Origin of the sequence: Salinivibrio socompensis S35 (genome assembly GCF_000513715.1) — a bacterium.
In the GTDB taxonomy this organism is placed as follows: domain Bacteria; phylum Pseudomonadota; class Gammaproteobacteria; order Enterobacterales; family Vibrionaceae; genus Salinivibrio; species Salinivibrio socompensis.
In genome coordinates, this window is sequence record NZ_AQOD01000026.1 from 24,613 (window position 1) to 31,355 (window position 6,743).

Annotated in this window: 6 protein-coding genes and 2 pseudogenes; all 8 read left to right on the forward strand. The window is 48.8% G+C overall.

Annotation, left to right across the window (positions count from 1 at the left end; translation table 11 throughout):
* Window positions 1-80 precede the first annotated feature (80 nt).
* The 8 genes and pseudogenes from pabC to DZ54_RS23290 all read left to right on the forward strand — a co-directional run bounded on the left by pabC (window position 81) and on the right by DZ54_RS23290 (window position 6,166).
* Window positions 81-857 (forward strand): aminodeoxychorismate lyase, encoded by a 777-nt coding sequence (pabC, locus tag DZ54_RS18895; protein WP_037353506.1) that lies wholly within the window; start codon window positions 81-83, stop codon window positions 855-857.
* Between the two features lie 28 nt (window positions 858-885).
* A complete protein-coding gene (gene mltG, locus DZ54_RS0103935) occupies window positions 886-1,902 on the forward strand; it encodes an endolytic transglycosylase MltG (protein ID WP_025673162.1) in 1,017 nt (338 codons plus the stop codon).
* Window positions 1,899-2,533 (forward strand): annotated as a pseudogene (gene tmk / locus DZ54_RS18900) (dTMP kinase). Before mltG ends, tmk begins: the two are co-directional and overlap by 4 nt.
* Window positions 2,533-3,525: a DNA polymerase III subunit delta' gene (gene holB, locus DZ54_RS0103945; protein WP_051415911.1), complete on the forward strand. Its 993-nt coding sequence runs from the start codon at window positions 2,533-2,535 to the stop codon at window positions 3,523-3,525. The pseudogene tmk and the gene holB overlap by 1 nt, the downstream one beginning before the upstream one ends.
* Window position 3,526: 1 nt before the next feature.
* Entirely contained in the window at window positions 3,527-4,306 is a 780-nt protein-coding gene (locus DZ54_RS0103950) for a TatD family hydrolase (RefSeq protein ID WP_025673164.1), read from the forward strand.
* Window positions 4,307-4,689: 383 nt separating this feature from the next.
* Window positions 4,690-4,971: pseudogene (locus DZ54_RS25805) on the forward strand (type VI secretion system PAAR protein); the annotation flags it as partial.
* A 249-nt stretch (window positions 4,972-5,220) separates the two neighbouring features.
* A complete protein-coding gene (locus DZ54_RS0103960; RefSeq protein WP_025673166.1) occupies window positions 5,221-5,892 on the forward strand; it encodes a hypothetical protein in 672 nt (223 codons plus the stop codon).
* Window position 5,893: 1 nt separating this feature from the next.
* Window positions 5,894-6,166: a hypothetical protein gene (locus tag DZ54_RS23290; RefSeq protein ID WP_051415912.1), complete on the forward strand. Its 273-nt coding sequence runs from the start codon at window positions 5,894-5,896 to the stop codon at window positions 6,164-6,166.
* Window positions 6,167-6,743 lie beyond the last annotated feature (577 nt).

Below are 6,743 nucleotides of genomic sequence, written 5' to 3' on the forward strand. Positions count from 1 at the left end.
ATGAGAGATTTTGATTGAGAGGTTTTGATATAATAACGGTCCGATTTATCGGGCCGTTTTTATTGGTGAGGTGACAAGGGATGATACAGTGGGTTAACGGACAGCCTAGCACCGAGATAGCGGTGTCCGATCGTGGCTTACAATTTGGTGATGGCTGTTTTACCACCGGTCATGTGTCCTCCAGGGTGTTGCTCGATCGAGATGCGCACCTGCTTCGTCTCCAAAATACCTGTCAGCGTTTAGCGATTGCCGAGGTTGATTGGGCAGGGTTAGCGCAAACCCTTGACCTCGCTTGTCAACACTCGCAGGGTGAGCAGGTTTTGAAGGTTATCATCACCCGTGGTCAAGGTGGGCGTGGTTATAGCCCGCAAGGGTGTACGACGCCGACGGTTATCGTCAGTCTGCATCCTTTTCCCGCCCACTATCGTCAGTGGCAACAGGATGGTATCACGCTTAAGACTACGTCCGTTCAACTAGGTGCTTCACCGTTGGCGGGGCTAAAACATTTAAATCGACTCGAACAAGTGCTACTCAAACAGGCACTCACCGAGACCGCTGCCGATGACCTTGTGGTGACCGATATGTTTGGTCATGTGGTTGAAACTACTGCGTCTAACATTTTCTGGCGCTATGACGATGTGGTTTATACCCCATCGTTGCAATATGCCGGAGTGGCTGGATTGATGCGTGACAAGATTATAGCGGTGATGGAGGGAGTAGTGGATGTGCAATGCCAGACCGTTAGCGCTGGTGAGACGGCACTTTTTCAAGCTGAAGAAGTATTTATTTGCAATACCTTGATGAAAGTGGTGCCGGTAACGGGCATTAACCACACCCCCTTTAAGACACATGCCTGACACGGGTATTACAACAGAGGTTAAACGCGTGCTAAAAAAGCGACTTTTGGGCGGGGTCAGCGTAATGATGGCGCTGGTTTTGCTAGCAGCCGCAGTGGCGGTGTGGCAGACGAAAGCCTTCGTTGCTACGCCTTTATCTATTCAATCGCCTCAGCTATTCACTGTGTCGGTAGGCGCTCATTACCATCGCGTAATAAGACAGTTCGAAGACAAAGGTTGGGTAGCATCAAGTGTCTGGGCTAAGCTTGCGCCCCGTCTCTATCCTGAATTAACACGTGTGCAGGCGGGGACGTTTCAGCTTCAACCCGGGCAGACGCTCGCGCAAGCGTTTACCACGCTTCGCTCTGGGCAGCAGTATCAAGCGGCGATCACCTTTGTCGAAGGGAGCACGTTTGCCCAATGGCGTGCGCAGCTGCAATCCGCCCCGCATCTAGACAATACGTTAGAGGAGCTCACTGAAGCGGCAATAGCCGATAAGCTTGGGATAGCACGTGATAAGCTGGAAGGACTGCTACTGCCTGAAACCTATGCGTATGATGTGGCTGATACTGACATTGAACTGTTACAGCGTGCCGCGCACGCCATGGACGTTGCGCTCGAGAAAGCGTGGCAACAACGTGCGGACGACTTGCCTATTAAGACGCCGTATGAGTTATTGATTTTGGCCTCGATCATCGAAAAAGAGACGGCGGTTGCCAGTGAGCGCACAAAAGTAGCCTCTGTATTTGTTAACCGGTTGCGCAAAGGCATGCGTTTACAAACGGATCCGACGGTCATTTATGGCATGGGAGCCGACTATGACGGTAATATTCGCAAGCGCGATTTGCGTACCCCAACGCCATATAATACGTATGTGATTAATGGGTTACCTCCCACACCTATTGCGATGCCAGGTAAAGCGGCGATCATGGCCGCAGCGCAACCGGCACAAACTGATTATTACTACTTTGTCGCCAGTGGCAAAGGCGGGCATCAATTTTCCACGACATTAGCCGAACACAATCGAGCGGTGCGTGATTATCTAAAAGTGTTGAAAAACCAATGAACAATCATTTTATTGTCGTAGAAGGCCTCGAAGGGGCAGGTAAGAGTACGGCCATTAGTCAAGTGAAGCAGGTGCTCCATGACGCCGGTATCGATGATGTGATCACCACGCGTGAGCCGGGCGGAACGCCACTTGCGGAGCAGTTACGAACCTTGGTGAAGCAAGGCCACCCTGATGAACCTTTGACGGATAAGGCCGAATTACTGATGTTATATGCGGCCCGTGTCCAACTGGTTGAGAATGTGATTAAGCCGGCATTGGCAGCAGGGCAGTGGGTGATTGGCGATCGTCATGATATGTCTTCTCAAGCGTATCAAGGCGGTGGCCGAGGAATGGATACAGCCTAATGGAGAGCCTAAAAGCGACTGTCCTCGGTCAGTTTGCTCCCTCTTTGACGTTATATATGGATATTGAGCCTGAAAGGGGGCTAGCCCGTGCGCGAGGTCGTGGCGAGCTCGATCGGATAGAGCAAATGCAGCTCGACTTTTTTGAACGCACCCGCGCGCGTTATTTGGCGTTAGCGCACCACGATCCGAGTGTGGTGATCATTGATGCCAGTCAACCGCTAGAGACCGTCACGGCCAGTATCAAAACGGCGTTAGTCACTTGGCTGAACCAACAGAAAACGTGATGAGTGAGTCAGCAGCACCACGCCATCCTGCCCCTCACGTGTTTCCTTGGTTTGACCCGATATGGGCGCACTGGCGACAACTGTTAGCGACGGCACGTTTTCCTCATGCCGTGCTACTGGCCGCCCCACCGGGAAGTGGCCGACGCGCGATGGTCAGTCATCTGGCCAAGGTGCGTTTGTGCAAGCAGCAGGCCAACCAGGCATGTGGCCGTTGTCATAGTTGCCAATTATTTGATGCCGGCAATCACCCTGATATGCATTGGTTGATGCCGGATAAACCGGGTAAACAAATCGGTATTGATGCGGTGCGTAAGGTGCAACGTCAAGCGATGGAGACGTCGCAGCTAGGCGGTGCCCGTTTTATCGTGATTGAGCGCGTTGAAAACCTCGGTGAGGCGGCGGCCAACGCGCTATTGAAATCATTGGAGGAGCCGCCAGAAGGATGTTACTTCGTGTTGCTAACCGCATCACTGGATAGCTTGTTAGCGACGATTATAAGCCGTTGCAGCGTCTGGAAAGCGCCAGAGCCAGACAACGAAACGGCAAAACATTGGATTGAGCAAGCGTTGAAGCGCACCATCCCCGAGCATGCCGTCGCGCTCTACCGTGGTGCACCCTTGGCGGCACGTGATTTTGTTGAATCCGGAGGACTCGATCATCATCATGCGGTGATCAATGGCTTCGCGACCTACGTAACGACACACTCTGGCTTATTTGACACGTCAGAGGTGTTGGTCGCACACTATCCCGCTTCATTGGACTGGCTGAGTCACTTTCTACTTGATGTGCTCAAGTGGCGACAAGGTGCAAAACACGCTATTTTGCATCGTCATCATCATGCCTTGGTGGCTGATGTGGCGAACGTCATGGCCACTCAGCACGTCCATACGCAATTACGACAATTACATCAAGTGCAGCGTCAGCTGCAAATGCATACTGGGCTAAATACCGAATTGGTACTTAGCCAATGGCTATTATCGATTGGAGAATAACGTGTTAATAGACTCTCACTGCCATCTCGACAAACTGGACTATGATTCGCTGCACCAGAATGTGGAAGATGTTCTGGATAAAGCACAGGCAAGGGGTGTCGATTATTTTCTCTCTGTTGGCGTTACATTGGATAGTTTCCCAGCGATGCTAGACATGATCCGCCCTTATCCTCATGTTTTTGCCTCTTGTGGTGTGCATCCCTTAGATATAGAAAATGGCTTTGACTATCAGCAATTAAAAGCCCTTGCTGCGGACGAACGCGTGGTCGCAATCGGTGAAACAGGGTTGGATTATCACTATCAACCTGAATTGGCCGAGCAGCAACAAGCGATTTTCCGTCAGCATGTCCGTCTCGCCGTCGAGCTCAACAAGCCCTTGATTATTCATACGCGGGCCGCGCGTGAGGATACCTTGACGATTTTGCGCGAGGAAGGCGCTGAGCGTGTAGGCGGTGTGCTACACTGCTTTACAGAAAGCTATGAAATGGCAGAAGCGGCGATTGAACTGGGTTTCTACATTTCGATTTCAGGCATTGTGACCTTTAATAAGGCGACGGATCTCAAGGATGTGGTGCGACGGTTGCCACTCGAACGATTACTGGTTGAAACCGATTCACCCTACCTGGCTCCCGTGCCGCATCGTGGCAAGCAAAATCAACCGGCTTACGTGAAAGAAGTCGCGGAACACGTGGCGATGTTAAAAGGTGAGTCTGTTGAAGCGGTTTGTGATACGACGAGCCGTAACTTTTTTGCGCTTTTTTCTGGAGCCACCCCGCAATAATACAGGTCGCCCGATTGTTCAATCGGGCTTTTCCCCTTCCTGAGTGTTTCGATGAACGACAAAGAGCAAAAAGGCCGCTTTTTGAGCCCATCAGCGGCGTCGTCTCGATAACGCCAAGGTTATATTCTCGTCAATTCTCGCTCATTTTTTTATCAAACGTCTGCGTTATCACCTCTTAGCAGCGGCTGTGGTTCTAGCCCAGCAGCTCTTAAACGATGGCTGTGCACTGGCAGATTTATGAGGGGATCCCTCAGGGCTCAACACGCTCAGCGTTATGTGGACAGATAAGAAACAAGATCTTAGTCCAGAATTGTTAGCATATAGATTGCTTTTTCAACAACATGTGTTTATATCTTGCTCATTTTTCTAGGCGAGTTGGTTAAATGGTTAAAGCAGTTAGAGTGGGAGATGAAGGCACTGAGCACGATGGTTTTCCTCCAACGCCAGTCACCGCTGGCTCTCCTGATGTAAAGATAGATGGGATAGCTGCAGCTCGTGTTGGTGACCCGTTAGCACCTCATAGTAAACCTAAGCACCCGCCTCATGGACGTTCGATAGCGTCAGGTTCATCAACTGTTTTTATCAATGGAAAGCCTGCTGCGATTACTGGTGGATCTGTCAGCTGTGGGGGAGTGACCATAGGGGGAGGAACAATCAATATAGGGGATAGTCATACTGCTGTTCCTTTCACCCCAATAGGTGTCACCCTTTACGATATCAATGCAGTGGTCAAGGACAAGAATGGTAATGTTTTTGCCGATAGAGATGTTGTTTGTCAACTAGATGACGGTACTGAAGAGGTGTTTAGAACGGATGCTAATGGACAGGTGCTCGGGATCAAGAAAAGTGAGTTAGCCAAAAAAGTAAAGTTTAAGTATAAGAAAACTAAGAAGTGGTTATTAAAGAGGGAGTAAATGACAGATACGTTATCAGCAACATCAGTAGATGATACTACTCCCTATGAGGTCTATATTTCCGGAAATGAAGATTTTCTGATTCCTATCGTGTTTCCAGATTATGATATTCAAGTTGCCGGTGAGCAGTCTTTTGAGATTTTCGGTTACAAAATTGCTACACCTAAGATTAAAGCTCCCTATCTAGGCCATGCTGGTGTCATTCTTATCAATGGAGATTCTGGGCTTACTAGATATTATGAATACGGTCGTTATCCAAATCCTAACTCTGATATACCTGGTAACGTTCGAAAAGTTGGAGTGAGCGATGTTGTAATAAAGAATGGTCTTATTACTGAAGGGTCTCTGAAGCATTTACTTCGAGGAGTATCTGACAGGTCTGGTGATAGTGGCAGAATATCTGGTGTAGTGCTGAGAGGAGACTTCTTTTCAGAGGCTGATGATTGGTTGAGGAATATTCGTGCCCAAAATAATAGCGCGGACAAGGTCGAGTACGATGTGGAGAGCCATAACTGTATGACTTTCACGATTGATCTGGCCGATCACTTAGGGCTCGATACATCGTGGCGCCCTCCGGTTGTGGTTCCTAGTGCTTATATTGAGCAGTTTCAGCTATCACAGGTAGATCTAGACTACGATTACGAGACAGATACTCTGGAGGTCGCTGAATAATATGGGGAAAGCACTGAAACTGGTTCTTTTTTTTATTTTGGCTATTGTCCTAGCAGCAGGGCTGCTTATTGCTATCTTTGTCAAAATTACACCTGTCGATAATGGCTCGGAACCGCAAAGAGTTGGTGATATTATTTGGTATTCAGCTCCCGATGGAGGAGTAGGGTTTCGTATTTTAAAGGTGGATCACCCCAAATATAAGATAAAGATAATGATGAAGTCTCCTGACACCGTGTACTACGAAGGTATTTTTGAGTACCAAGGGAGAAGCTAGATAGCATCGAGTTGTCTGACTTGGGTAGCTACTTTGGAGAAAATATACACTTAACTAACGGTGAAGAAATGCAGCCTGTTAGTGATTAAATAACGACTGTAGTCTAGCGTCGCGACCGTTTACCTGTGACATAATTAGCGCAATAATAACCCCATCATCAAATACCTATATCTAAGCCGCTGGCTCCTTTGGAGTCGGCGGTTTTTTTATGCCTGCTCGGAGCGGATATGAAAGACGAAAAGCTTCTAGGAAAGACAGACGGGGCCACTGTTAACGCCCAAACGGATATGACGTTTCAGCTTAGTGATGACTTTCGACGCTTACAAGCCACCGGAAAAACTAGAAGTAGGTGCCGGTGTAGACAACTAGACTCTGATGGCTCCCCACTTCTTACATAGAATAATCAGTGAGATAGGATAAAAAAGGTAGTCAGATCCATGATAATCGGCGATTATGGGTCACTACAACACAAAAAGCGCCAACCACCATGAATCTAGCCAGTATTCTACACTCTTTTTTCCTGATGTCCGAGTTCTCTGCCATCAAAGATAAACGACGCATCAACGCTGTCCTCGAT

Excerpts from the sequence above, each read along its gene's own strand:
- pabC (WP_037353506.1), top strand. The coding sequence starts at position 81 with ATGATACAGTGGGTTAACGGACAGCCTAGCACCGAGATAGCGGTGTCC.
- holB (WP_051415911.1), top strand. The coding sequence starts at position 2,533 with ATGAGTGAGTCAGCAGCACCACGCCATCCTGCCCCTCACGTGTTTCCT.
- DZ54_RS0103960 (WP_025673166.1), top strand. The coding sequence starts at position 5,221 with ATGACAGATACGTTATCAGCAACATCAGTAGATGATACTACTCCCTAT.
- DZ54_RS23290 (WP_051415912.1), top strand. The coding sequence starts at position 5,894 with ATGGGGAAAGCACTGAAACTGGTTCTTTTTTTTATTTTGGCTATTGTC.